The 24,332-nt window shown below is 69.5% G+C and carries 17 protein-coding genes and 2 pseudogenes; 11 read left to right on the top strand and 8 right to left on the bottom strand.

Going from position 1 to position 24,332, the window contains the following annotated elements; translation table 11 throughout:
- Window positions 1-404: 404 nt before the first annotated feature.
- From ABZ904_RS21600 to ABZ904_RS21585, 4 genes and pseudogenes are all read right to left on the bottom strand, one after another.
- The gene (locus ABZ904_RS21600; RefSeq protein WP_361825083.1) at window positions 405-3,326 is read right to left on the bottom strand and encodes a SpoIIE family protein phosphatase; all 2,922 of its coding nucleotides are present in this window, start codon (window positions 3,324-3,326) and stop codon (window positions 405-407) included.
- A 967-nt stretch (window positions 3,327-4,293) separates the two neighbouring features.
- On the bottom strand, window positions 4,294-4,872 hold the full coding sequence (locus tag ABZ904_RS21595; RefSeq protein WP_359393670.1) for a 1,4-alpha-glucan branching protein: 579 nt from the start codon (window positions 4,870-4,872) through the stop codon (window positions 4,294-4,296).
- 377 nt (window positions 4,873-5,249) lie between these two features.
- Entirely contained in the window at window positions 5,250-5,669 is a 420-nt protein-coding gene (locus tag ABZ904_RS21590; protein ID WP_359393668.1) for a VOC family protein, read from the bottom strand.
- A pseudogene (locus tag ABZ904_RS21585) lies at window positions 5,666-5,992 on the bottom strand (IS256 family transposase); the annotation flags it as partial. The pseudogene ABZ904_RS21585 and the gene ABZ904_RS21590, both read right to left, overlap by 4 nt.
- Before the next feature lie 385 nt (window positions 5,993-6,377).
- On the opposite strand from ABZ904_RS21585, the gene ABZ904_RS21580 reads away from it, so the two are divergent.
- The 4 genes from ABZ904_RS21580 (at window position 6,378) to ABZ904_RS21565 (ending at window position 11,920) form a co-directional block, all read left to right on the top strand.
- Window positions 6,378-7,385: an FkbM family methyltransferase gene (locus tag ABZ904_RS21580; protein ID WP_359393666.1), complete on the top strand. Its 1,008-nt coding sequence runs from the start codon at window positions 6,378-6,380 to the stop codon at window positions 7,383-7,385.
- A gap of 824 nt (window positions 7,386-8,209) precedes the next feature.
- Window positions 8,210-8,740, top strand: a complete 531-nt coding sequence (locus ABZ904_RS21575) for a (2Fe-2S)-binding protein (RefSeq protein ID WP_359393663.1) — start codon at window positions 8,210-8,212, stop codon at window positions 8,738-8,740.
- Entirely contained in the window at window positions 8,727-9,716 is a 990-nt protein-coding gene (locus tag ABZ904_RS21570) for a xanthine dehydrogenase family protein subunit M (protein WP_359393661.1), read from the top strand. Before ABZ904_RS21575 ends, ABZ904_RS21570 begins: the two co-directional genes overlap by 14 nt.
- Entirely contained in the window at window positions 9,713-11,920 is a 2,208-nt protein-coding gene (locus tag ABZ904_RS21565) for a xanthine dehydrogenase family protein molybdopterin-binding subunit (RefSeq protein ID WP_360992547.1), read from the top strand. Before ABZ904_RS21570 ends, ABZ904_RS21565 begins: the two co-directional genes overlap by 4 nt.
- 332 nt (window positions 11,921-12,252) lie before the next feature.
- On the opposite strand, the gene ABZ904_RS21560 is transcribed toward ABZ904_RS21565, so the two are convergent.
- A complete protein-coding gene (locus ABZ904_RS21560) occupies window positions 12,253-13,170 on the bottom strand; it encodes an NADP-dependent oxidoreductase (protein ID WP_361825080.1) in 918 nt (305 codons plus the stop codon).
- A gap of 274 nt (window positions 13,171-13,444) precedes the next feature.
- Window positions 13,445-14,365, bottom strand: a complete 921-nt coding sequence (locus tag ABZ904_RS21555) for an EamA family transporter (RefSeq protein WP_361825078.1) — start codon at window positions 14,363-14,365, stop codon at window positions 13,445-13,447.
- 52 nt (window positions 14,366-14,417) lie between these two features.
- Between ABZ904_RS21555 and ABZ904_RS21550 the strand changes: the two genes are divergently transcribed.
- Window positions 14,418-14,936 carry a MarR family transcriptional regulator gene (locus ABZ904_RS21550; protein WP_359393653.1) on the top strand — a complete coding sequence of 173 codons (519 nt, stop codon included), beginning with the start codon at window positions 14,418-14,420 and terminating at the stop codon, window positions 14,934-14,936.
- 735 nt (window positions 14,937-15,671) lie between these two features.
- Here ABZ904_RS21550 and ABZ904_RS21545 read toward each other — a convergent pair.
- Window positions 15,672-16,163 carry an FBP domain-containing protein gene (locus tag ABZ904_RS21545; RefSeq protein ID WP_359393651.1) on the bottom strand — a complete coding sequence of 164 codons (492 nt, stop codon included), beginning with the start codon at window positions 16,161-16,163 and terminating at the stop codon, window positions 15,672-15,674.
- 70 nt (window positions 16,164-16,233) lie between these two features.
- Between ABZ904_RS21545 and ABZ904_RS21540 the strand changes: the two genes are divergently transcribed.
- Together ABZ904_RS21540 and ABZ904_RS21535 are read left to right on the top strand one after the other, a co-directional pair.
- Window positions 16,234-16,803: a TetR/AcrR family transcriptional regulator gene (locus ABZ904_RS21540; RefSeq protein ID WP_359393650.1), complete on the top strand. Its 570-nt coding sequence runs from the start codon at window positions 16,234-16,236 to the stop codon at window positions 16,801-16,803.
- Window positions 16,804-16,893: 90 nt separating this feature from the next.
- The gene (locus ABZ904_RS21535) at window positions 16,894-18,069 is read left to right on the top strand and encodes a GDSL-type esterase/lipase family protein (protein ID WP_361825075.1); all 1,176 of its coding nucleotides are present in this window, start codon (window positions 16,894-16,896) and stop codon (window positions 18,067-18,069) included.
- 100 nt (window positions 18,070-18,169) lie between these two features.
- Here the strand turns inward: ABZ904_RS21535 and ABZ904_RS21530 are convergent.
- Window positions 18,170-18,379, bottom strand: a pseudogene (locus ABZ904_RS21530) (IS5/IS1182 family transposase); the annotation flags it as partial.
- A 476-nt stretch (window positions 18,380-18,855) separates the two neighbouring features.
- Here ABZ904_RS21530 and ABZ904_RS21525 point away from each other — a divergent pair.
- The 4 genes from ABZ904_RS21525 to ABZ904_RS21510 are packed head-to-tail and all read left to right on the top strand — an operon-like array spanning window position 18,856 to window position 24,317.
- A complete protein-coding gene (locus ABZ904_RS21525; protein WP_359393646.1) occupies window positions 18,856-20,211 on the top strand; it encodes an ABC transporter substrate-binding protein in 1,356 nt (451 codons plus the stop codon).
- Between the two features lie 18 nt (window positions 20,212-20,229).
- Window positions 20,230-21,177, top strand: a complete 948-nt coding sequence (locus ABZ904_RS21520; RefSeq protein ID WP_359393644.1) for a sugar ABC transporter permease — start codon at window positions 20,230-20,232, stop codon at window positions 21,175-21,177.
- Window positions 21,174-22,046, top strand: coding sequence for a carbohydrate ABC transporter permease (locus tag ABZ904_RS21515; RefSeq protein ID WP_359393642.1), 873 nt, complete (start codon window positions 21,174-21,176; stop codon window positions 22,044-22,046). Before ABZ904_RS21520 ends, ABZ904_RS21515 begins: the two co-directional genes overlap by 4 nt.
- Window positions 22,047-24,317, top strand: a complete 2,271-nt coding sequence (locus ABZ904_RS21510; protein ID WP_361825072.1) for a glycosyl hydrolase family 65 protein — start codon at window positions 22,047-22,049, stop codon at window positions 24,315-24,317.
- Window positions 24,318-24,332 lie beyond the last annotated feature (15 nt).

Below are 24,332 nucleotides of genomic sequence, written 5' to 3'. Positions count from 1 at the left end.
GCCCGCAGGCATGACAATCCTTCAGCTCACACGACCTGACGCAACATCGGCAGAACACTCACACCCCAGCCGAGCCGCCTAAACGATCGACGTTGCACTGACCTTGTGCGCCCGCCTCATCCGCTCCCCCGGAACGGGCACGCAACGTGCACGGCGGCAGGGGCATGATCGATGACGGCCCGTCGGCTCGCCCCTGCCTCAGCAGCCGACCTTGAGCATCAATCGCCCGCGAACCACAGGTATCTGTCTGGAGTGGCCGCGTACTGCTCCAGCATCGCTGCGAGTCGATCAGCGCGGCAGCTTCAGCGGCCGTTCCTTCACGCTCGGTTGGTGGCGGACGGCGGTGTCGCCTGCCTCCGGAAATCGTAGATCTCAGCAGGTCGGGTGACGTGCGAGGTCAAGAATCAAGCTGAGGTAGTGGGTAGGGGTTGTTCGGTCCAGATGGACTTGCCGGTGCGGGTGTGGCGGGTGCCCCAGCGCTGGCAGAGTGCGGAGATGAGCTGTAGGCCGCGGCCGTCCTCGTCGGTGGCGGACGTCTGGCGGATGTGCGGCGTTGTCAGGCTGGTGTCGGAAACCTCGCAGATCAGCGCGCGACTGCGCAGCATGCGCAGCCGAATGGGGCCGGAGGCGTGCCGGATGACGTTCCCGACGAGTTCGCTGACCACAAGTTCGGTGGTCATGATCAGGTCCTCATCGGTCAGGTCCCAGTCGGCGAGCTGGGCGCGGACCAGTTCGCGGGCCTGGCCCGCCGCCACCGGGTCCTCCGGCAACGGCCACTCGGCGACGTTCTCCGCGTCCAGCGGGTGGGTGCAGGCCAGCAGCAGGGCGGCGTCGTCGATCAGCGTGCCGTGGTCAGGGAGGAGCGCGGAGGTGAGGGTGGCGCAGAGGGCGTCCAGGTCGGACGCGTCCGCCGGTGACGTCGGCATGGCGTTCAGGGATTGAGAGAGGAGTTCGGCGAGGCGACTCATGCCGGTGGTGACGTCCCTGTCCTTGCTCTCGACCAGGCCGTCGCTGTAGAGGGCGAGCAGGCTGTCGGCGGGCAGTGGGGTCTCGAGGATTTCGAAGGGTGGAGAGGCCACCCCCAGCGGCGGGTCCGGGGTCATGGAAAGGAAGGTGACGGTGCCGTCGGGGTGGGCCACCGCTGGGGGCGGCTGACCGGCGCTGGCGTACGACAGACGCCGGGTCGCCGGGTCGTAGATGCCGTACAGGCAGGTCGCGAAGGCATCGGTGCCCAGCTCGCCGACGATGTCGTTGAGGTGGCCGAGGATTTCGTCGGGTGGCAGCTCCAGCTCCGAGAGGGTGCGGACGGCCGTTCGGAGCGCGCCCATGGTGGCGGCCTCGGCCATACCGTGGCCCATGACGTCGCCGATCACGAGTGCCACCCGGGCCGCGGAGAGCGGGATCACGTCGTACCAGTCGCCGCCGACGTCGGCTCCCTGCTTGGCCGGCTGGTAGTGCGCGGCCGCCGTCACCTCGGGCAACGTGGGCAGGGCCTGCGGCAGCAGGCTGCGCTGGAGAGTACGGGCCCGGGTCGTGGCCTCGTCGTAGAGCCCGGCTCGCTCCAGGGCCTGCGCGATCAGTCCGCTCAGCGCAGTCAGCAGCGTTTGTTCGTCTTCGTCCAGCACTCGCGGTCCGCCGAAGGCGATGACCGCCGCGCCGATCCCGCGCCCCGATACCGCCAGCGGCAGAAGGGCCCACGCCTGCTTGCCGCCCTCCCGGATCAGCATCTCGGTCTCGGGGTAACGCTGCAGCATCTCCTCCGGGGAGGAGATGTAGAGCGGGGTGCGGGAGCGCATGGCGTCGCCTACCGGGTTCGTCGCGTCCATCGCTGTCCACTGCCCGTCCAGCAATCGAATGAAGCGCTCCGAGTATCCCCGGGAGCCGATCACGTTCAGCCGGTCGCCCACGACGCCGAGCATGATGAGTCCGGCGGCCCCGACGGGTGCCATGACACCGTCGGCCACCGCCGCCATCACGTCCTGGGCCGTGACAGCCTCGGCCAGCTCCCGCGTGATGCGCTGCACCACGGCCGCCCGCTCCGCAGCCGCGTGCTCCGCGGCGGCCCGATCGGCCTCCCGCAGATGCCGCTCGGTGGTGTCCGTGATGTAGAGCGTGAGGCCTTCCGGCACCGGCACCAGCCGCAGGTGGTACCAGGACGTTCCGTCCGGCCACGGCACGTCGAATCCGGCCGGCTGCCCCTCGGCCGCCGTGGCCCGGCACCGTTGCTCCAGCCCCGGCACGGCACGTACCGCGGGAACGTTCCAGAGCACGGCTCCGGCCACATCCTCCGCGGCGCCGAAGAGCCGCTCGGCGGCCTGATTGAGAAATCCGATGCGCCAGTCCGTGTCGAGGGAGACGAAGCCGTCGCTCATGTGTCGCAGAGCCCGCCCCACCGACTCGGCGGCGGCGTGTGTTTCGCTGCTGTCCCGGAGGGTGCCGATCACCTTCACCGGCGTTCCGTCTTCGTCAGTGATCGTCCTGGCACTGGCCTCGATCCAGAGGTATGTGCCGTTCTGGCGTCGGATCCGGTACTCGTTCTGGAAGCCGCCGCGCAGCTGAATGCCCGCGTCGAAGCCGGCTACCGCCCCTGGCAGGTCGTCCGGGTGAATCAGCGCTGCCCACGCCTCGATGCCGCCGCTCATCACCTCCGGATCGATGCCGGCCAGCACCTCCTCGACGGGCTGGTCGGAAGTCAGGTCGCCGGTGCGCAGGTCCCAGGTGTACGTGAGGGTGGGCGTCCCTGCCACGTCCGGCGGGAGGGCCTCCCGCGGTCCCGGCCCGTTCTCCAGGGCGCGCAGCAGGGTGGGGGAGGGATTGAGGATCCCGGACGACCTGAGCCTCCCGGACATCCAGGCCGCCACCTCGTTCAGAAACGCGCCGTCCGCCGTGCCGGGCTCGGTGCCTGGTGCGAAGAGGACGGAGAGCGCGCCGCGTCGCCGGCCACGGCCGGGAATGGGGACGGCCAGATGACCGATGCCGGCGGGGAGCCGGGAAGGCCACAGGGCGGCGGGGTCCCGGCCGGGCACCGGGTCGGGCGGAGCCAGCTCGGGCGCCCAGGCGATGGTGTCTTTGCGGGCGGCCCTGCTGGGCGGTGCCGCGCCCCGTACCGGGATGATCAGCCAGGGCCGGGTCATCGACTCGGGCAGGCCACTGCTGGCGACCAGGTAGAGGATGCCGCTCATGCCGCCGCCCGGGAGATGCACCATGCCGCCCAAGCCGTGCACCTCGGCTACCGCCTGCTGGAGCGCGGTCAGCAGAACCTCGACATCGTGCCGGTCCTCGTCCACGGCGTCGAGTAGCTGTAGCCGCGTACGGCGTCGCTCCAACGACCGCACAGTCTGTATGGCCCGCAGGCCCTGTGGCTGGGGGGCACTTGGCATGAACGGGCCGGTGTTGTCCGCATCGCCGCCCCCGGCATTCATTACGGCCAACTGTCGCCTCCGCTCACCGCTGGGGTACCTGCTGGGCCACATGTGATCGGATGTGAACGGTCAGAGATCTACATCCGTCGAATCGATACTAGTCCGAATCATTTCGCTGATTTCATCTGCCCTGAGGACCCGCCGTATCCGGTCCAGCGTCCGGTCAACCCCATGTGGACTTCACGTCACCCCCCGTTACCACTGAGGCTTTGGTCCGCCGGCTTTGGCGCGGCGGCGTAGGCCGGCGGTGCGTCAAACCCGGCAGTAGAGATCAAGGCTTTGTCCTCGTGGTGACCGCTTCGATCCGGGCCGGGATGTCGGCTCAGTCGGCTGAGGCACTCGTCCAGGTCCAGGACTTGTTGAGCGAGACCCTCGGTGATGCGTGCGGCGGCCTCCTGGCCAGGCAGCGTGGTGTGCTGGGCCTGGGCGAGGGCGGTGGCGGCTCGCTCGCCTTCGAGGAGGCGCAGGATGTGCTGCGCTTGCTGGTGACGGTCGCCCAGGCCGGCGGGCCGAGGTCCGGCGAGGCGGACCGGCCGGCGTGGGAGGTCGACGCCCCCATCCCCCGGAGAACGGACCGTATCGCCCAGTTGCACCGCATAAATGGGCCGCACCCGAATCCCGGGTGCGGCCCTGACGCGTTCCATGCTTCAAGCTCTACCCCGCCATGTTCAGGAAGGAATAAAGCCGTCGCGATGGCGGGATGCCCGCACCGGAGAAGACAGGCAAGGCGGCGAACGGGGCATCCGCTACCTTCGTCACCATCGTGCCCTCCATGGACCTGCTGCCCGCCCATGCCTGTGTCGGCACGATCAGTGGCAGCGAAGGAGCGGCGGTTGCCGTGGGCCCGCACGCTCACTGTCCGCGCAGGCTCTCACCGCGGCGTGACGGCCGCGAGTACTCCCCGTGCGGCAGTTCCGTTCGGCCAGGTCCACCCGGCGACGACGTATCCGGACGACCTCTGCGCAACCTCCGCCGGCCGCAGGACGCGGTTGACCTGAACGTCACGCCCGTCGCCAGGGCCAGTTCCGTGCACGGTGACGGTCGGGTCAGGGGTGTCGCTCTTGCTCTGGTGCTGCGGCGTCGCCTCACCGCGCAGGAGGGCGCGCAACTGCGCCACCACGACCGGGTCGTGGACGCCATCGTAGATCCACCGGGTGCCGAGCACGCCATGCTCGGAGGTGCCGATCAACGCCTCGGCGGGGACGCCTTCCAGCGCCGCATCGCGGTAGCCCATCGGCACCAGATACGCCACCGGCTCCTGCGCGCCGGCGTCCGACACGACCATGAACTCGATTCCGACCGCGCCCACCGGATCGTCCAGACGGAACCCACCGGCCTTGACCAGTTCCGGTGTTTCTGCGCCGCCCACGTACCAACTCTGCTTCGGCAGCCAGCCGGTGAGCAGTTCCAGCTTGGTGGGCGTCATGGTGGTGTGGTGGATAGAGGCCATGCGAGCTCCCTCACGCGTAGGTCTGTTCTCCAGCGGGATGTGATCGAACCTATCGGAAACCGCTTTGCCTCCCGAACGGGAGCAAGCCGGCCTGTAGACCTCCCCGTTGTCCTGTCGACCTCAGACGGCCACGTGCCTGACGTGTAGGAACTCAGCTCTCTGACCGCGTCCCCGCACGCTCACCGCCGCGGCTGATCGCTGTCGGCACTGACTGTTCCGGTACTCCTCAAGGGGCCAATCTGCGCGCCCTCTACTGGCCGCTGCCTCATGTACGCCGAGGAAATGGCGCCTGCGCTGGAGATGCTCGACGCCCCCAGCTCAGCGGTCGAGGCCTCCGGAGGAGTTGTCGCCAAGACCTGCGGGCGGCGTGATCGTCGTCAGTCCGGTTCGGATGGCTTGATGGCGACGAGTTCGATCTCGAAGCCGTCGGTGTTCTCCAGGTAGGCGGAGTAGGTCTGTTCGCCGCCGGCGTGCGGGTGGCGTTCGGGGAACATCAGGCTCCAGCCGTGCCGCGGGGCCTCGGCGGCCAGCGACTCCACGGTGCGGGGATCCTCGACGTGGAACGCCAGATGGTTCAGCCCAGGTCGGCATCGGTCGTGCTCGCCGGTGGTGAGGGCCGGGGACTGCTCGAAGACCAGGTAGGTGGCTCCGAGCCGCCAGCTGCGGCCGTTGCTCCAGTGCTGGAATGGCGTGTAGCCCAGGGCCCCCAGCAGCCAGCCGAAGGAGACGACGGCCCGGTGGAGGTCGGGCACCCAGATCTCGACGTGGTGCAGCATCCCGCCGCGCGGCTGGGTCATGCCGCCACCGCCGGGGTGGGTTCGGACAGGTGGCCACTTTCGAAGGGGGCGCCGCGGACCAGGGCGACCAGGTGGGGCGCGTTCACCGCGCGCCGCCGGTTCCGGACGGCCTCGGCGAGTTTGATCGCCATAGCCAGGGTGGCCGTCCTTGTGTCGGCGTTCTTGGTGACCTTGGTCTGCAGCCGGACGGTGGCGAAGGTCGACTCGACGGGGTTGGTGGTCCGCAGGTGCATCCAGCGCCCGGCAGGGAAATCGTGGAACGCCGGCAACTCATCCTCGTCGTCGGTGATCTTCGCAACGGCCTTGAGGAATGTCGCGGCGAACTGCCCGGCGAGCGGAACACCGGCCCGGGCCGCGCGTTCCCGTCCCGGCATTGTAGATGTGCCGCAAGACCTTCTTCGCCGCTGGTTGCGCCTGACTTCGGCAGGCGTGCCGGAGGGCCGCGAGGTTCGTCCAGCCGATGCTGGGCTTGATGATGACCTACGCGAACGTCTCCATCACCGATGCCTAGGGTGTTCGAGGGCCCGGCCGGGGTCGTCGGAAGGCCACCGGAACGCTCGCGAGCACCTCGGCCGGCTCAAGCCGGCTTCAGCGTGACCTTCTCGGACACGGTGATGCGCGGATCACTGTCCGGAGCCGATGTGGCCATTGGTAAGAACTTTTCGTCTGTCCGTAGTGCACGCGACGGTCTTCTGACACGGTGGGTTAATGCAGACGCTATACAGAACCCTGCTCAGGCTGCTCCCTCGACTCGGGGTGCAGGTGCTCGACCTCGGCCCTGGTGAGGCCGTGGTCTCTCGTCGAGCTGCCCGTACCCGGCTCGCTGTCGGACCGGGTGCGGATCTGCTGGCCCGCACCGGCCGCCGCCCGTATGCCGTGGCGCCGGTGGCGGCGGACCAGTGGCTGGTCTCTCGGCCCCGCGGCGATGCGCAGCCGGAGGCGCAGGGGGAGGCGTGGAAGAGCGTGCGGCTCGGGGACAGCGGAGCGCAGCTGCTGCTCGACCCGCGGGCGGAGGCCGACGAACGCGGAGTCCAGCTGGCGGCGGCCGAGTATCTGTGTGGCCACCACGTGGCCGCGCTGCTTGCGCGGTACGAGGTGAACTGCGTCTTCGATGTGGGCGCCAACGCCGGCCAGTACGCACGCCGGCTGCGCCGGGACGGCTATGCCGGCCGTATCGTCTCGTTCGAACCCACGGCCGCCGCTTTCGCCAAGCTGGAGAAGGCGGCGGAAGGGGACCCGGACTGGTGGGTGTATCCGTTCGGGCTGGGCCGCAAGGACGAGACCAAGTCCATACACACGGGCTGGAACACCATGAACTCCCTGTTGTCGCCGAGCGATTATGGCCGCGACCGCTATCTCCGGTTCGCCAAGTCGCAGACGGAGGAGATCGAGATCCGCCGTCTCGACGGGGTGATGGACAAGGCACTGGCCGACATCGACGACCCGCGCCCCTATCTGAAGATGGACACCCAGGGGTACGACCTGGAGGTCTTCGCGGGCGCCGGTGAACGGACCCAGGAGTTCGTCGGAATGCAGTCGGAGGTCGCCCTGCTGCGGTTGTACGAGGGCAGCCCGCGCATGAACGAGTCCATCGCCGAATACGAGAGCCACGGTTTCGAGGTCACCGGCATGTACCCCGTCACGCGGGAGCAGTCCACGGGACGGGTGGTCGAGTTCGACTGTGTGATGGTGCGGGCTTCAGCCGTGCCGGAGTGATGCGGGGAAGCCGCCGGGGCGTGCAGGCGCGGGCGGGCGAGCGGAACCGGGGCCGGGAGGTGGAGGTGGCGCCGCGCGTTGCCCAGCCGTCCTGACGGGCGGCAAACGGTGTGGTCGATCGTGAACGCAGACTCGCTGTCAAGATTGCCCGCCTGCCCGCCTGCCCGCCTGCCCGCCTGCCCGCCTGCCCGCCTGCCCGCGCCAGCCGTGCCACTTGGTCGTGCCGCTGAGGGTGGTCCGCGAGTTCGTCGCGTCACGCGACAGCGGATCACCGTCTCCCCGCTGCGCGCCACCGTCGACCAACTGAAGGACATGCACCCCATGCCGGTTCCGCAGCTGCACGGCATGGGCCGGAGCCTGGAGGGCCGGCAGGCGCTTGCGACCAGCTGGCCGCAGACCACCGGGTCATCAGCACGGACCATCCCCGTTTCGGTCTGAGCCCGCCCGATGCCAGGGCTCCGTCGCACGCACGGTCATCGGCGTCCTGGACGCCCTCGGCGAGCACCGCCCAGCGCACGCGAGGGACACCCTGCGCCCCGCAGGGTGCGGGGGGGGCAGACCGACCATGCTCACGGAGGTGGGGGCTTCCGGAATGGCGCATCCGGACACGGTCTCTCCGTCCTGCGCCCGATCAGCCTCCGCAGCACGGGGAAGCTGGGGTCGTCCATGCCGCCCCGCCCCCATCGCGATCGGACCACATGCCGAATGGTCTCTTTCGCCTATATCGTGAAATAAAGTGTTGAATCTTCCCGAAGCTGTCGAAACGGCTCACTTGCCCGCGCGTCGGGCCGAAGCCGTGTGCGACCCGTCCCGAGGAGGACGCGATGACGGACGTGGCGAGCAGGCGGGACGTGAGCGAGCGGCCTGCGGCCCCGGAGCGGGTCGTGACACTCACAGTGAACGGACGGTCGTACGCCCTGCGTATGGACACGCGAGTCACCTTGCTGGACGCCCTGCGTGACCGGCTGGGCCTCGTAGGTACGAAGAAGGGCTGCGACCAGGGTGCCTGCGGCGCATGCACCGTCCATCTGGACGGCCGGAGGGTGCTGGCCTGCCTGACCCTGGCGGCGCAGGCGGAGGGCCGGGAGATCACCACCATCGAGGGCATCGCCGAGGCCGACGGCCCGCACCCGGTACAGCAGGCGTTCATGGAGCACGACGCCTTCCAGTGCGGCTTCTGTACGCCGGGGCAGATCATGTCCGCGGTGGCGCTCCTGGCCGAGGGCCGGACCGGCTCGGACGAGGAGATCCGCGAGTACATGAGCGGAAATCTGTGCCGGTGCGGTGCCTATCCCAACATCGTGGCGGCGATCCGCGAGGCGGCCTCCCGGGGAGGTCACGATGCGCGCCTTTGACTACGTCCGTGCCACTGACACCCGCGAGGCAGTGCGATTGCTGGAGGAGGAGCCGGCGGCATCCTGCCTCGCAGGCGGTACGACACAGCTCGACCTGATGAAGGACGGGGTCCTGGAGCCACCGCGGCTGATCGACATCACCCGGCTCCCGCTGCACGGCATCGAACGACGCCGCGAGGCCCTGCACGTGGGGGCCCTGGCCACCATGGAGGAACTGGCCGCCGACGCCACGGTGACCGAGCGCCTGCCCATGGTGCGCGAGGCCCTTCTGCTGGGCGCATCGGTGCAGCTGCGGAACATGGCCACCATCGGCGGCAACCTGCTGCAGCGCACGCGCTGTCGCTACTTCCGGGACCCCACGGTCGGCGAGTGCAACAAACGTACGCCGGGATCCGGGTGCGCCGCGGTGCAGGGCGCGGCACGTATGCACGCCGTGCTCGGCGCGAGCGAGCGGTGTATCGCGCTGCACGCGTCCGACCTCGCCGTCGCCCTGGTGGCGCTCGACGCGGTCGTGCACATCCAGGGGCCGTCGAAGGCCCGCAGCGTGCCGCTGACGGAGTTCTACCTGACGGCCGACGAGAGCCCCCAGCGCGAGAACGTCCTGGAGCACGCCGAGCTGATCACCGAGGTCGAGATCCCGCTGCCGCCGCCGGCCGCCCGGTCGGGCTACCTCAAGGTCCGCGACCGGGCATCGTACGAGTTCGCGCTCACCTCGGCCGCGGTGCTGCTCGTCGTCGAGGACGGCACGATCCGTCAGGCCCGGGTCGGCCTGGGCGGAGTGGGGACGAAGCCCTGGCGGGCCTACGAGGCCGAGCACGTGCTGACCGGCGCGTCCGCCACGACGGCCACCTTCCTGGACGCGGCCGAGGCGACCATGCGCGACGCCTGGACTGTCCCCGGAACGGCGTTCAAGGTTCCGCTCGCCCGGCGCACCCTGGTGCGCGAGCTGCAGACCGTCTCAGGAGTGACCGTATGAGCACCGTCGAAAGCAGGCCGCTCGTCGGCGCCGGCATCAACCGGGTCGACGGCCCGCGCAAAGTCACCGGCACCGCCCCGTACCCGATGGACTTCAGCGTCCCCGGCCAGGCCTACGGTGCCCTGGTGCAGAGCACCGTCGCCGCGGGCCGGATCGTCCGCATGCACACCGACGCTGCCGAACGCGCCCCCGGCGTGATCACCGTCCTCACCCACGAGAACGCCCCCAAGGTCGGGACGGGTCCCGTGACGGTCCTCGGGGCGTCGCCTCCGGCGCCGCTGCGGAACGACCGGATCGTCCACCACGGGCAGCACATCGCCTTCGTGGTGGCCGAGACTCCGGAGCAGGCCGCCGCCGCGGCGCGCCTGGTGCGGGCCGACTACGAAGTCACGGACCCGCTCCTGGACCTCCAGGACCCGCGGGCCGAACAGGTCGTCGACCCGTGGGAGATGGACACCTCGCGCGGCGACACCGCCGCAGCGCTGGAGTCGGCCGAGGTGACCTTCCGGGCCACCTACACCACGGCCGACAACACCAACAACCCGCTCGGGCTGTTCGCCACCCTCGCCGTCTGGGAGGGCGACACCCTCACCGTCCATGACACCAGCCAGTGGCCCTCGATGGTGCGCACCACCCTCGCCATGGTCTTCGGCATCCCGGAGAGCTCGGTGCGGGTCCTGGTGCCCTACGTCGGCGGGGGCTTCGGCTCCGGGCTGCGCGTGTGGCCGCACGTGATCCTGACGGTCATGGCCGCCCGGGCGCTCAACCGCCCGGTCAAGCTGGTCCTGACCCGCCCGCAGATGTTCACCTCCGTCGGGCACCGCCCCAGCGGCGTGCAGTGGCTCGGTGTCGGGATGACCCGCGCCGGCGAACTCGTCGCCATCGACCACCGCAGCCTCAGCTCCCTGAGCATGGAGGACAACGACTACGAGCCCTTCACCGCGGCAACCGCCTTCGCCTACGAGTGCCCGAACGTGATCACCCAGGACCGACAGGCGCGGATCAACATCGCCGTTCCCACGTCGATGCGCGCCCCGGCCGAGGCACAGGGCAACTTCGCCCTGGAGTCGGCACTCGACGAGCTGTCCTACACCCTGCGCATGGATCCCCTGGAGCTGCGGCGGCGCAACCACTGCGACACCGATCCACGCAACGGGCTGCCCTGGTCCGGCAAGGCACTGCTGGAGTGCTACGAAGTCGGCGCGCGGCGATTCGGCTGGTCCGACCGGAACCCCGAGCCGCGCTCCATGCGTGACGGCAACTGGCTCGTCGGCTACGGCATGGCGAGTGCGCTCTTCCCCTATTTCGCACAGCCCTGTGCGGCGCAGGCCACCGTCAACCGCGACGGCAGCGCGCTGGTGCGGAGCGCGGCCACCGACATCGGCACCGGCACCTACACCGTGATGGCCCAACTGGCCGCGGACGAACTGGGACTGCCTCTGGACCAGGTCCGCTTCGACCTGGGTGACTCCGACATGCCCAACTCGATGATGGCGGGCGGCTCCGGCCTGACCGGCGCACTGGGCAACGCCGTACACGACGCCTGCCGTCGGCTGGTGCGCTCGTTCGCCCAACTTGCCTGCGGAGACGCCGACTCGCCCCTGTACGGTGCGTCCCCCGACGACGTGGAGTGCACGGACGGGAGGGTCCACCCCGCGGGCCGTCCGGATCGCGGGGAGCCGTACGCCGACATCCTCGCACGGCACGGGCTGTCCGAACTGGCGGCCGGAGGGAACAGCACTCCGCCGGTCCCCGCCGAGCTGGGCATGTCCCTCGCCGGGGCGTACGGCGCGAAGTTCGTGGAGGTCCGCGTAGACCCCGATCTCGGCCTCATCCGGGTCGCACGGGTGGTCTCCGCGATCGACGGCGGCCGCATCCTCAACGAGAAGACGGCGAGAAGCCAGATCATCGGCGGGACGGTCGGCGGTATCGGCATGGCCCTGTACGAGGACACCGTCACCGACCCGCGCACCGGCCGCATCGCCAACGGCACGTTCGCCGACTACCTGGTCGCGGTCAACGCCGACATCTCGGAACTGGACGTGGTCTTCGTCGGCGAGCCCGACCGGGGCACCGCCACCGGCACCAAGGGCGTCGGCGAAGTCGGCCTGGTCGGCATCGCAGCCGCGATCGCCAACGCCGTCTACCACGCCACCGGAAAGCGCTTCCACGAGCTGCCGATCACCCTGGACGCCCTGCTCTGAGCCGCCGCCGGACGTCGAAACGGTGGTGTCGTGGCCGGCGGGTCCGGCAGATCTGGTGACCACGGTCAGTCACGTCGACCGGGGAGATCCTGGCCTGCTCGGCCCAGATCGTTTTACCGTCGGGGTTGGAGCGGGTGCCCCAGCGTGATGTGAGCTGAGGGACCAGGAACACGCCGCGGCCGCCCTCGTTGCCGGTGCGGGCGCGGCATAGGTGGGGGGCGCTGAGGATAGCCAACTGGCAGCCCAGGACGGGCGAGTTGTCCGGCGGCCGGCGGCGACACTGTGTTGATGGCGGGGCGTGCCTGCTCGACGGTCGCCTCGGGCAGTCCGGGCTACGGCCGAAGCACGATCTTGCCGTGGGTGTGTCGCCGCTCCAACTCGCGGAAGGCGTCCTGCACTTGCTCCAGCGGGTAGGTTCGGGCGATCGGCGCCTCAAGCTCGCCGCGCGCCGCGAGCCGGGCGAGCTCGCCGACCACGACCGCGCACGCCGCCGCGCCTTCTCCGTAGGTCCGCGCACCGAACTTGGCCGCGGCCTGCCAATCGCGGATCGTGTTGATCCGCTCGGGCCGCACGCCCAACTCCACTGCCAGCTCCACGTAACCGTCGCCGAACGTGTCGATGAACGCGTCGACTTTTCCGCCTGCGGCCTCTCGGATCCGTTCGGCGGCGCCTTCCCCGTACTCGACCGGGATAACGCCGTGATCCGTCAGCCAGGCGTGGTTTCGCTGGCTCGCCAGCCCGATCACCGTCGCGCCGCGCCGCCGCGCGAGCTGCACGGCGAGCGACCCGACGCCGCCCGCCGCACCGGACACCACGACGGTGTCGGCCGGTCCGGGGTCCACTGTGAACACGGTGGCGTATGCGGTCGTGCCGGCCACGTACAACGATCCGGCCACGTCCCAGGACAGCCCCTCCGGACGGGAGACCACGTTCACGTCATCGACCACGACGAACTCCGCGTGGCTCGCTCTGTTGTGGGTGAAGCCCAGGACCTCGTCGCCCACCGCGAAGCCCCGCGTCTGCGGGCCCACCTCCACCACGACGCCGGCCAGATCGCTGCCCTGCCCGGAGGGGAACGTCGCCGGCCAGCGGTCGTGCCGCGCGCCGTTGCGGATCATCACCTCGCCGGGCTGGATCCCGGCCGCGCGGACCTCGACCAGCACCTGCCCGGGGCCGGGCGACGGCCGCTCCACGTCCTCCACCCGCAGCACATCGATCCCGCCGTACTCGTGGAACCGCACCGCTTTCATCGCGTGATCACCGTGCTTCCTCAGTCGGACAAGCCCTGGACCGCCACGCCCCGGATGGCCACACATCGACCGGGCCATCGACTCAACTGCTCGGGGACAGAGCCGCATTCCCGGGGGGCTGCCGACAGCGACGACGTTCACACCGACGTCGGCCTCGCCGCGGCGCACCTGCGGTCGGCCCGCACGGCGCAATCGGGGCACGCGGGGTGTCGGGGGTGTCTGGGGTGTCGATGGAGGGTCATGGCATCGAAGGCCCCAGGCAGTCCCAGTGTCCTCACCGGAGATTGCATGGAGAGGACTCTGGCACGGGATGCTCGGCAGGGTCAGGACGAGCGGGTGCCTGGCTTCTGCCACGTCGGCCCGCGCGCGTGGACCGGCCAAGGACGACTCCGACCAGGACGAGGACCAGTCCGCACAGTTGCTGAACCGTCAGTACCTCTGCGGCGACCGCTGTGCCAAGCAGCACGCCCGTGACGGGGTTGAGCAGTCCGATCAGACCCACGGTCCCCGCAGGCAGGTGCCGCAGCCCCGTGAACCAGGCGACGAAGGCCAGCGCGGTCGCGACAAGGGAGACATAGCCGAAGGCGAGGAGTGCCGGTGTGGAGAGCGCGGGCGGCGCGCCCTCCACGGCCGCGGCGACCGGAAGCAGGAACAGCCCTCCGGCGGTGAGCTGCCAGGCGGTCGAGGCGAGCACATGAGCACCGGCACCCCAGCGCTTGGTGAGGATGTGGCCGAAGGATGACACCAGCATGGCGGTGGCCGCGGCGAAGACGCCCGGCAGGCTCGCCCCCGCTGTTCCCGTGAGCAGCATGAGGCACACTCCGGCAAGCCCGACCGCGGCGCCCGCCAGGTGGGCACTCCGAGGTCGCTCGGACACCAGAGGCCAGGCCATGAGCATCATCGTCAACGGGGACACCGCCATGACGGTCGAGGCGACGCTCGTCGGCAGCAGCTGGGAGGCGAAGTAGACGAGGACGAAGAACACGCTCACGTTGAGCAGCCCGAGTACGGCCGATCGCCACCACCACGCGCCGCGTGGCCGCTGCCTGCACAGGGCCAGCAGGAGGAGGCCCGCGGGCAGCGCCCGCAGAGCGGCCCCGTACAGCGGGTGGTCCGCCGGCAAGAACTCATGGGTGACGAAGTAGTTGGCCCCCCAGGCCACCGGCGCAATCGCGGTCAGTACTACCCCACGCATATTAGCTTCCACGGAAGCTAATATAGCTTCCGTGGAAGCTATGATGGGGTCCATGGAACATCCGCTGGACCATGTGGCCCGCATCCAGGCCGACTGGCGCCGTGAACGGCCCGACGTCGACGTCTCCCCGCAGGGAGTGATCGGCCGACTGCACCGCCTGGCCGGCCAGCTCACCGAGGAACTCGTCCGCGTATACGGCCGCTACGGTCTCAGCGAGGGAGAGTTCGACGTCCTGTGCGCGCTGCGCCGCGCCGGCGAGCCCTACGAACGGGCACCTGGCGAGCTCGCCGTGCACACCATGGTCACCACCGGCGCGATGACCAAGAGAATCGACCGCCTGGAGCAAGCCGGACTCGTCACCCGCCGCCGCTCCGACGACGATCAGCGCGGTCGGATCGTCGGCCTCACCGGAGCCGGGCGCGAACTGATCGACCAGGCGTTCACCGACCACATGCACAACGAACGCCACTTGCTGGATCTCCTGAGGCCGGGGGAGGCCGAGGCGCTCGAAGCATTGCTCACGACCTGGCTCTCCCGCATGGCACATCCGCGCTCGCCCGGCAACGAGTGACCTGCGCGCCTCCCGGCTGTGGCCGGCACGAAGAGGTGCGGACACGTTGACCTGTGAGGGCGGGCTACTGCAGCGGCGGATCAAACGGCTGCAGGAGTCCGCTTTTGAGGGGTGTCTCGGCGCGTTTGCCATCGCGGGAGTTGCCTCCCCACTTGCCCGGGGGATCATGCTCGTCAAGCGTTGCCTGGCTGCCTGCGTCGCGACGCGGGGTGTCCCGGGCGGAGGCCTGAGGCGTCCGCCCGGGTCACCGCCTGCTCGCTACCTGACGTCGACGTAGTCGCCGGTCGAGGTGACCGGAGCGGCGGTGGGCGAACCGGCGTAGGTGAAGCGCCAGTAGCCGTCCGAGGCCGCCTTGACGGTGGTCTTGAGCAAGCCCGTGCTGCTGGACGTGATGCCCTTGACGAAGGTCGAGAGGGGTGCACGGCAAGGGAGACGGTGGGAGCGACCTCCAGGTCTCTTCGGCGGATGCACGTCCGATCGCATGACGTCCTGTCGGATGCCTACAGTCGCTACATGGGACGAGCCATGCTCAAGACGTGTGAATCGAGCTCGGAAGCACGCGGGGGGCGTACCTTCCCGGCTGATCCACTGAAGGCCATCGAGCAGGCCCGTGTTCGCCTCCCCGCTCGCGGACGTACGCCCAATACCGGCGGTCCTGAGATGATCGCGCGGGCGACGTGGGCGCACCGTGGCTGACGGCCGAGGCAGCAGGTGTGGCCCGCGCGGCTGGATGCTTCATGTGGTGACCTTGGCGATGAACGCGGTGAGGTTCGCGACGGTCCGCTGGATCTTCTCCTCCAGGGTGAGCGACTCATGGAGCCGCGCACCGGCGCCCGCGTCCTTCTTGCCGCGCACGTACAGCGGGCAGGCGAGGTCGCTGCATATGTAAGCGCCCACGGAGTTGCCCTGCTGCCCGGCCTTGCCGGCCTTCGGGGCCACCATCAGCGAGACGCCTCCGGTGTGGGTGGTCAGGCACATCGAGCACATGCTGCGCCGCATCTGCCAGGCGGCAGGGCTCGGGCAGCGGAGGGCGAGTGCCACCGGGCGGCCGTCCAGCTCGGTGGCGAGGTAGGCACGGTCGGGGGCCTGGGGGTCACGCCAGCCGAGGAAGTCCAGGTCGTCCCAGGGTCGCTCGCCCAGGTCGCGGGGGAGGGACAGGCGTTTCGCCTCGCCCTTCGTGCAGTTCACGAACGCGGTACGGATCTCTTGCTCGGTCAACGGCTTCATGAGCGGAGGCTAATTTGCCTAAAGGCTTTAGGCAAATGCATAATCGTTGTCGTTGGACAGGAGGAAGGTTATGGTTCGAGCAGGGCTGACCGTGGAGCGTCTGACCCGGGCGGGGGCGGAACTGGCCGACGAGGTCGGCTTCGACCAGGTGACGGTCTCGGCGCTCGCCCGGCGGTTCGACGTCAAGGTCGCGAGTCTGTACTCGCACCTGAAGAACTCCCAGGACCTCAAGACCAGGATCGCCCTGTTCGCGCTGGAGGAACTGGCCGACCGGGTCGCCGCCGCCCTGGCCGGGCGTGCCGGCAAGGACGCCCTGGCCGCCTTCGCGGACGCCTACCGCGACTACGCCCACGAGCACCCCGGCCGCTACGATGCCGCCCGACTCCGGCTCGACCCCGAGACGGCGGCCGCCAGTGCCGGCGTTCGGCACGCACAGATGACGCGGGCGATCCTGCGCGGCTACGACCTGACGGAGCCGGACCAGACGCACGCGGTCCGGATGCTGGGCAGCGTCTTCCATGGCTACGTCAGCCTGGAGATGGCCGGAGGCTTCAGCCACACCGCCGTCGACTCGCAGGAGTCCTGGGCCTGGATCTTGGATTCCCTCGACGCTCTGCTACGGAACCGGACCACCCCTTGACCAGCAGGGGCACCCCACCGGGGGCGCTCCGCCGCGCCGCGCACCGGCGCCTCCGAACAATCCCGAAATCTTGATCAACAGGCCGAGGCAATGAGCACTGAGCACGACTGGATCACCACACCTGTCACCGCGGACATCCTGCGCGGCTTCCTCGACGTGGAGCCGACGGCCTACGGGCTGCTGCCGCATCGACTGCCCGCTCGAGCGCGCCGGCAGATCCCCGACGATCAACTGGCCATGGCCGAGGCGCAGCCGTCCGGTGTGCGGTTGGCCTTCCGCACCCGGGCCACCACCATCGAACTGGACACGCTGCCCACCAAGCGGGTCTACCGAGGTCTCCCGGCCCCCGCGGACGGCGTCTACGACCTGCTGGTCGATGGCAGTCTCGCTGCCCAGGCCACGGTGACCGGCGGTAACGTCCGCATGATCGACCTGGCCGCCCAGTCTGTCGAACTACACGAGGGGCCTGCCGGTACCGCCCGATTCACCGATCTGCCGGCGGGTGACAAGGCCGTCGAGATCTGGCTTCCGCATACGGAGATGACCGAGCTGATCGCCCTGCGTACCGATGCCCCGGTCGAGGCGGCGCCGGACAGCGGACGCCGGGTGTGGCTGCACCACGGCAGTTCCATCAGCCATGGCTCCAACGCCGCCCACCCGACCGCCATCTGGCCGGCCCTGGCCGCAGCCCAGGGCGGAGTGGAACTGGTCAACCTCGGGTTCGGCGGCAGCGCGCTGCTCGACCCGTTCACCGCCCGTGCGATGCGGGACACACCCGCGGACCTGATCAGCCTCAAGGTCGGCATCAATGTCGTCAATACCGACGCGATGCGCCTGCGCGCCTTCACCCCCGCCGTTCACGGCTTCCTCGACACCATCCGCGAGGGGCATCCGACAACGCCGCTACTGGTCGTGTCTCCCGTCCTGTGCCCGATCCAGGAGGACACCCCAGGCCCCCTCGCGCCCGACTTCGACGGCGGGACCTTGCGCTTCAAGGCCACGGGCGATCCAGCCGAGCGCGCCGCCGGGCGCCTGACGCTCAACGTCATCCGTCACGAACTCGCCCGGATCGTCGAACAACGGGCCGCTGACGACCCGAATCTGCACCACCTCGACGGCCGTGACCTTTACGGCGAGGCGGACTACGCCGAATTCCCGCTGCCCGACGAAGTTCACCCCGATCCGGCAGGACACGGCCGGATCGCCGAGAACTTCGCGCGGCTCGCGTTCGGCGACGGCGGCCCTTTCGCCACCATGACCGGCTGACCCGATCGCGGTCACGCAGACCGTGATCGCTACGCGGCCGTGCTCCCTGCTCCAGCCGGGTCAGACGGTCTGGGCGGAGCCGGCGGCGTCCAGGGCCTGATCACGTTCCGGGGTGAAGTCGGGTCTTGAGGCGTCGCCGGCAGATGTTGGCGCAGCCGAGGGTGCCGAAGGGTTGGCGGATATCGGCGCGGGTTTCCCGGCGAATGCGCGGGCGGCGGAACCCGTGCAGGAGCGCGAGGCCGACTTCCACGACCCGGCGGCGGGTGCTGATTCCGGTCCCGTGCCCGGTGCCGCGGCGGGCGATCACGGGCTGATGCCCAGCTTCGTGGACCTCACGATGGTAGTTGCCGTGATCTTAGCCGCAGTCGGCATGGGTGACCAGCACAGGTAGAAGGCGAGTTCGCCGGTGGTCCGTTGCGGCGGATGAGCAAGTGGTGATGGCGCCGTGGCTGGTCTGGACCCAGGCCCAGTCGTAGCAGCGCGGGCCGTCGAGGCCTGTTCCGGCGCCCTGTGTCGGTGCTCCTCGCCGTAATCGGGCGAAGAAGTCGTATATGAACGATCAAATTTTCAGGAGACTGCGGAAGCGGATGGAATGGTCCACACGGGCCATGACCGAGCGTGGACAGGTCAGTTGGAGTGGGAAGTTCCGTTCCAGGGGGTTGACGGGACACTCTCGCGAGGCCATCTTGAACGATCAAATCTGGGTTTCGGTCGTCGATGAGTCGCCGACGGGAGCCGTGTTGTTGTGCGCTCAGCGATGCGTCGGTGAACAGCGAGGAGGCCACGGTGAGTTCGTTGCGGATGGTGTTGGGTGCGGGACAGACACCCCCGGGCTCCGGGGGAGCGAGGCCGCGGCGACTGGCCGCGGCGGCGACGGCCGCGATCGTGTGCGCGTCGGTTCTCGCCGGATGCAGCGACTCGGGCTCCTCGGACTCCAAGGGCGGCCCGGAGAAGTCCAACGACCGCGGCCCGATCACCCTCGCCACCGGCAAGGACACCACCGGTACCTTGCAGAGCCAGCTGGACCGCTGGAACAAGCAGCACCCCAGCGAGAAGGTCACCCTCGTCGAACTGCCGGAGAGCGCGGACCAACAGCGCCAGCAGTTCATCCAGAACGCCCAGACCAAGTCGGACGCCTACTCCGTGCTCAACCTCGACCCGATCTGGGTCGCCGAGTTCGCGGCCAACCAATGGATCGACGAGCTGCCCGCCAAGGACTTCCCCCTCGACAAGATGATCCCCGCAGTCGTGAAGACCGGGAACTACTTCGGCAAGCAATACGCGATCCCGTTCAACACCAACGCCGGTCTGCTCTTCTACCGCAAGGACCTGCTCGGCAAGATCAACGCTCAGCCGCCGACCACCTGGGCCGAGATGAAGCAGGACTGCGCGAAGGTCCGTCAGCTTCCCGAGGGCAAGGGCATCGGCTGCTACGCCGGTCAGTTCGACAAGTACGAGGGCCTCACCGTCAACTTCTCCGAAGCCGTGGCCTCCGCGGGCGGCAGCGTCGTCGATGCCAACGGCAAGGCGACGGTCGACACCGACGCCGCCAAGAAGGGCCTGCAGTTCCTCGTCGACGGCTTCAAGGACGGCACCATCCCCAAGCAGGCCGCCACCTACGAGGAGGAGGACGGCCGGCGTGCCTTCCAGGCGGGCAACCTGCTCTTCCACCGGCAGTGGCCGTACCAGTGGACGCTTGCCAACGCCAAGGACGGCTCCAGCAAGGTGGCCGGAAAGTTCGGCGTCGCCACGCTGCCGGGTCTCGACGGGCCCGGCAAGTCGAGCCTCGGCGGACTCGACCTCGCGATCAGCAAGTTCGCCAAGCACAAGGCGACCGCGCTCGACTTCATCAAGTTCTTCTCCAACGAGGAGAACGCCCGCACCAACCTGAAGGTCACCTCGGCGGCCCCGCCGTACACCGACCTCTACGACGACCCGGCGCTGCGCAAGCAGTTCCCGTACCTGGACACGCTGAAGCAGTCCCTGGCCACGGCGACACCCCGGCCGGTCGTGGTGCACTACGGCGACGCCACCGCCGCCATCCAGGAGAGCGCCTCGGCCGCGCTGAGCGGCTCGACGCCCGTCGACGCGGCCCTCGCCGAAATGCAGAAGAACCTCTCCGCGGCGATCGCCGAGAAGTAGGCGGGTCCGCTCGTGTCCGTGATCACCTCGACGCCGGGGCGCACGGCCCCGGCGTCCCGGCCCGAGCGCACCTCGCGCCGCGCCGGGACCGGCCGCCTGGCAGCGGCCCTGCTCTCGCCGACGCTTCTGGTCCTCGTCCTGGTCATCGGCTACCCCGTGGTGGCCGCTCTTCGGCTGTCCTTCCAGGTGTCCACCGAGGGCATTGATCCGCGTACCGGTTTCGTGGCGAACACCTCCCACTACGGAACCGGCAACTACGCCAATGTCTTCTCGGACGACCGGCTGCTGCGCCCCTGGTGGAACACCACGTCCTTCGCCCTGGCCTCGGTCACCCTCGAAGTCGTCATCGGCGTGTTCATGGCGCTGGTGATGCACCGTGCCTTCCGCGGCCGCGCGCTCGTCCGCGCCGCCGTCCTCGTGCCCTGGGCCATCCCCACCGCGATCTCCGGAATACTCTGGAAGTGGATCTTCAACAGCCAGGGAGTCGCCAACCAACTCCTGGGCAGCCAAGTGCTGTGGAACAGCGACGGGTTCCACGCCTGGCTCTCCGTGGTCATCGCCGACACCTGGAAGACCGCACCGTTCATCGGTCTGCTCGTCCTCGCCGGACTGCAGATCATCCCCGGCGAGTTGTACGAGGCCGCACGTGTCGACGGCGCCTCGTCGTGGCGTGTCTTCTGGCGGATCACCCTGCCCCTGGTCCGCCCGGCCCTCGTGGTCGCCGTCCTGTTCCGCCTGCTGGACGTACTGCGCATGTTCGACCTGCCGTACGTCCTGGTGGGGCCACGCAAGCACTCGGTCGAGACGCTGTCGATGTCCGCCTTCAACGAGATGACCAATCTGCGCTTCGGCTCGGCCGCCGCGTACGCGACCGTCCTGTTCGTCTACATCGCCATCGTCGCCCTCGCGTTCGTCAAGCTGTTCGGTGCCGATCTGCTCGGCCGGGGCACCAGGAGTGAGTCATGAGCACGCTGTCTCTCACACGACTGCCACGGCGCGGGGCGACGGGAAGGAGGCGGACCGGGGCCTGGGCCCGGCGGCTCGGCATCGCCGCCGTCGTCGCGTACTGCATCGCGCCGTTCTACTGGATGGCGGTCTCCAGCCTGCGCAGGCCGGCCGACCAGTTCTCGAACGCGCCCCTGCCCGCCCCGGCCTCCTTCGACAACTACACGGCGGCTTTCGATCCGCACAACGGGTTCGGCCGAGCCCTCGTCAACAGCCTCGTCGTCGCCGGAATCACCACCGCCGTCACTCTGGTCGTCGGCATCTTCGCCGGATACGCCCTGGCCCGACTGCAATTCCGCGGCAAGACCCTGATCCTGACACTGATCATCGCGGCGTCGATGTTCCCGCCGATCATCCTGGTGGTCCCGTTGCTCCGGCTCTTCACGGACGTCGGCTGGATCAACACCTACCAGGCGATGATCGTCCCGAGTATGAGCTTCGCCCTGCCGCTGGCCGTGTGGAACCTCACCGCGTTCTTCCGTCAGATGCCGGCCGAGCTGGAGAAGGCCGCGCAGGTCGACGGATGCACACCGGCGCAGGCATTTCGCAAGGTCGTGCTTCCGCTCGCCGCGCCGGGCGTGTTCACCACGGCCATCCTCGTCTTCATCAGCGCCTGGAACGAATTCCTCATCGCCGTCAGCGTGGTGAACGACCGTCACATGATGACGGCCAACGTGATCCTTTCCCTCTTCACCGGGCAGTACAAGTACGACCAGCCGTTCGGCACGCAGATGGCCGCCGGGGTCGTGGTGACCTTGCCGCTCGTCGTGGCCGTGCTGTTCTTCCAGCGGCGGATCGTCGACGGCCTCACCGCGGGAGGGCTGAAGTAATTGACCGCCCCGACCCGCGACCGTCCCGCCCCGGCTGCCGACGCATGGGTGCTGGCCACGGACGATGCTCACCGGGGCTCCGGCCCCGGGGACCCTCACGTGGCCGCGCTCGTCGACTATCACCCCACCTTCACCGGCAACGGCCGTTTCGCCGCACGCGTCCCGGCGGCCGGCAACGGCTTCGCAGAGGCTCCCGTCCGCACCCAGTTCCACGTCGCAGGCTTCTACACCGGCCGGGACGGCACATGGTCCCGAAAGGCGTCCCTGCCCGCGTGGTCCACGCTCGATGTGAGCGACGGCAGCGGTTCGTTCAACTCCGCATTCACCTGCCCACCCGGCGCGCGCGAGAGCGTACCCGCCGAGGGCGAGTGGCCGGCCGGCGACGACTGGGCCCCGGTGAGCAGCCCGCGCGCCGGGGCGGCGCGCGGCATCGAGCGGTATCGGCAGTGCCTCGACCTGCGTACCGGGGCCATCACCACGGACGCCCGCTGGACCTCACCGGCGGGCCGGATCACCGACGTGCGCTACGAGGTGTTCACCGATCGGTCCCGGCCGTACGTGGCCGTCGTGAGCGTGACGGTCACGCCGCACTGGGAGGGCGAGCTCGTCGTCACCGACGCGCTGGACGAGCGTGCCGCGCTGCGCGCCCGGACCGCGGGGCGGGGCGGGGGCCACGGGCAGATCTGGACGCTTGTGGAGGCCGAGGGCAGCGGCGTCACGGCCGCGCTCGTCTCCGTCCTGCACGGACCCGGCCACGTCGAGCCCGTTCCGGAGCCGGACGGCACCGCGGCGCAGACGATCCGCGTCCGCACCTCCCCGGGACGCCCTCTGACGTTCACCAAGTACGTGTCCGTGGTCACCTCCCACTCCACGGACGAGCCGCTGGGCACAGCCCGGGTCCACGCCGAGCAGGCCGCCCGCGAGGGACACACACGACTTGCGGACGACAACCGGCGCGTCTGGCAACGCGAATGGGAGAGCGACATCGTTATCCGCGGCGATGCCCTGCTGCAACGCCGCGTACGGGCCGCGAAGTTCTATCTCCTCACGAGCGTGCACGAGGACTCGCCGTGGTCACCGTCGCCCTCCGGGCTGTCCAGTGACGGCTACAACGGCCACGTGTTCTGGGACACCGAGACCTGGATCTGGCCCGGCTTGCTCGCCCAGCATCCGCAGATCGCGCGAAGCGTTCTCGACTACCGTGTGGCCCGGCTCGACGCGGCCCGTGCCGGCGCGGCCGCCGGAGGACACCGGGGCGCTCGCTTCCCCTGGGAGAGCGGACTCACCGGTGACGAGGACACCCCTGCGTGGGCGCCCTTCGGCCGCCTCGAACAGCACATCAGCGCCGATGTGGCCCTGGCCTTCTGGCAGTACTGGCTCGCGACCGGCGACAAGCAGTGGCTGCGCTCCGCGGGACTGCCCGTGCTGAGCGCCGTCGCGGACTTCTGGGCGAGCCGCGTCACCACCGACGCCGAGGGGCGTTGCCACATCAACGGCGTGATCCCGCCGGACGAGTACGCCATGGGACCGCACGACGACTCCGTCTACACCAACGTCGCCGCCCGGGAATCCCTGCGTTTCGCTGCCGGCGCGGCTGAGGCCCTCGGCGAGAGCCCCGACCCGCGATGGGCCGAGGTCGCGGAACGCATCGTCGTCCCGTTCGACGAAGTACGGCAAATCCACCCGGAGTTCGCCGGGTACCAGGGCCAAGTGATCAAGCAGGCCGACGTGGTGATGCTCACCTACCCGTGGGAGAACCCGCAGCCCCCCGAGGTCACGCGTGCCGACCTGGAGTACTACGCATCCCGTACCCACGAAGACGGGCCGTCGATGACGGACTCGGTCCACTCCATCGTCCATGCCGAACTAGGCGACGCCAAGGCGGCATTCGAGTACACCCGGCGCAGTGTCGAACCGTTCGTAAGACCGCCCTTCGAGCAGTTTGCCGAGGCCCGCACCGGGGGCGCCTTCACGTTCCTGACCGGGCACGGCGGCTTCCTGCAGGAGTTCCTGTACGGCTACTCGGGGCTGCGCTGGCGCGCCGACCGGGTCGTCGTCGCCCCGATTCTGCCCGGCTCGCTGGAAGGTGTCACCCTGCAGCGGCTCCGCTGGCGGGGCCGTGTCTTCGACGTGGACATCCGACAGGACGGTACGACCGTGCGGCTCCACACGGGTGAGCCGCTCCCGGTGGAGACGGCGGGCACTGTGCGGCACGTACCGGCCGGGGGAGAGGTCACCGTCGCCACGCGGACGCCTGCGCCGCTCGGTTGAGGGCGTGCCGCCGCA

This window comes from Streptomyces sp. NPDC046900 (assembly GCF_040644975.1).
Taxonomy (GTDB): domain Bacteria; phylum Actinomycetota; class Actinomycetes; order Streptomycetales; family Streptomycetaceae; genus Streptomyces.
Note: the sequence above shows the minus strand (reverse complement) of the source record. Positions and strands in the feature narration are given on the sequence as shown.

What these genes read in the sequence shown, in the direction of transcription:
- ABZ904_RS21565 (WP_360992547.1), top strand. Translation starts at nt 9,713, where the DNA reads ATGAGCACCGTCGAAAGCAGGCCGCTCGTCGGCGCCGGCATCAACCGG.
- ABZ904_RS21595 (WP_359393670.1), bottom strand. Translation starts at nt 4,872, where the DNA reads ATGGCCTCTATCCACCACACCACCATGACGCCCACCAAGCTGGAACTG.
- ABZ904_RS21545 (WP_359393651.1), bottom strand. Translation starts at nt 16,163, where the DNA reads ATGAAGCCGTTGACCGAGCAAGAGATCCGTACCGCGTTCGTGAACTGC.
- ABZ904_RS21560 (WP_361825080.1), bottom strand. Translation starts at nt 13,170, where the DNA reads ATGAAAGCGGTGCGGTTCCACGAGTACGGCGGGATCGATGTGCTGCGG.
- ABZ904_RS21570 (WP_359393661.1), top strand. Translation starts at nt 8,727, where the DNA reads ATGCGCGCCTTTGACTACGTCCGTGCCACTGACACCCGCGAGGCAGTG.
- ABZ904_RS21555 (WP_361825078.1), bottom strand. Translation starts at nt 14,365, where the DNA reads ATGCGTGGGGTAGTACTGACCGCGATTGCGCCGGTGGCCTGGGGGGCC.
- ABZ904_RS21535 (WP_361825075.1), top strand. Translation starts at nt 16,894, where the DNA reads ATGAGCACTGAGCACGACTGGATCACCACACCTGTCACCGCGGACATC.
- ABZ904_RS21515 (WP_359393642.1), top strand. Translation starts at nt 21,174, where the DNA reads ATGAGCACGCTGTCTCTCACACGACTGCCACGGCGCGGGGCGACGGGA.
- ABZ904_RS21580 (WP_359393666.1), top strand. Translation starts at nt 6,378, where the DNA reads ATGCAGACGCTATACAGAACCCTGCTCAGGCTGCTCCCTCGACTCGGG.
- ABZ904_RS21590 (WP_359393668.1), bottom strand. Translation starts at nt 5,669, where the DNA reads ATGACCCAGCCGCGCGGCGGGATGCTGCACCACGTCGAGATCTGGGTG.
- ABZ904_RS21575 (WP_359393663.1), top strand. Translation starts at nt 8,210, where the DNA reads ATGACGGACGTGGCGAGCAGGCGGGACGTGAGCGAGCGGCCTGCGGCC.
- ABZ904_RS21550 (WP_359393653.1), top strand. Translation starts at nt 14,418, where the DNA reads ATGGAACATCCGCTGGACCATGTGGCCCGCATCCAGGCCGACTGGCGC.
- ABZ904_RS21540 (WP_359393650.1), top strand. Translation starts at nt 16,234, where the DNA reads ATGGTTCGAGCAGGGCTGACCGTGGAGCGTCTGACCCGGGCGGGGGCG.